Annotated in this window: 1 protein-coding gene; it reads right to left on the reverse strand. The window is 65.7% G+C overall.

What is annotated here, in order from left to right; translation table 11 throughout:
- The coding region (locus AC5Y7E_RS24410; RefSeq protein WP_499950986.1) for a hypothetical protein at positions 1 to 207 on the reverse strand (207 nt) is incomplete at both ends.

Genomic DNA, 207 nt, shown 5'->3' on the forward strand with positions numbered 1-207 from the left:
CCCCCGCAGTCGGCGAACTGCGTCCACGCCAATCCCAAGGCGATCAACAAGATGTCCTGAATGCCGGCGTGAAACGCTGCGGGCACCTCACCGAGCAGCATCCGGGTCGTCGCGACATCTAGTTGCACCGACAAATGCCCCGCCGCGGCGAAGGTATCCACATCCGGTTGCACCGGCGGCAGCACCGCCGGTGTCGCTGCCACCTTC

This window comes from Mycobacterium sp. NGS17 (assembly GCF_059813205.1).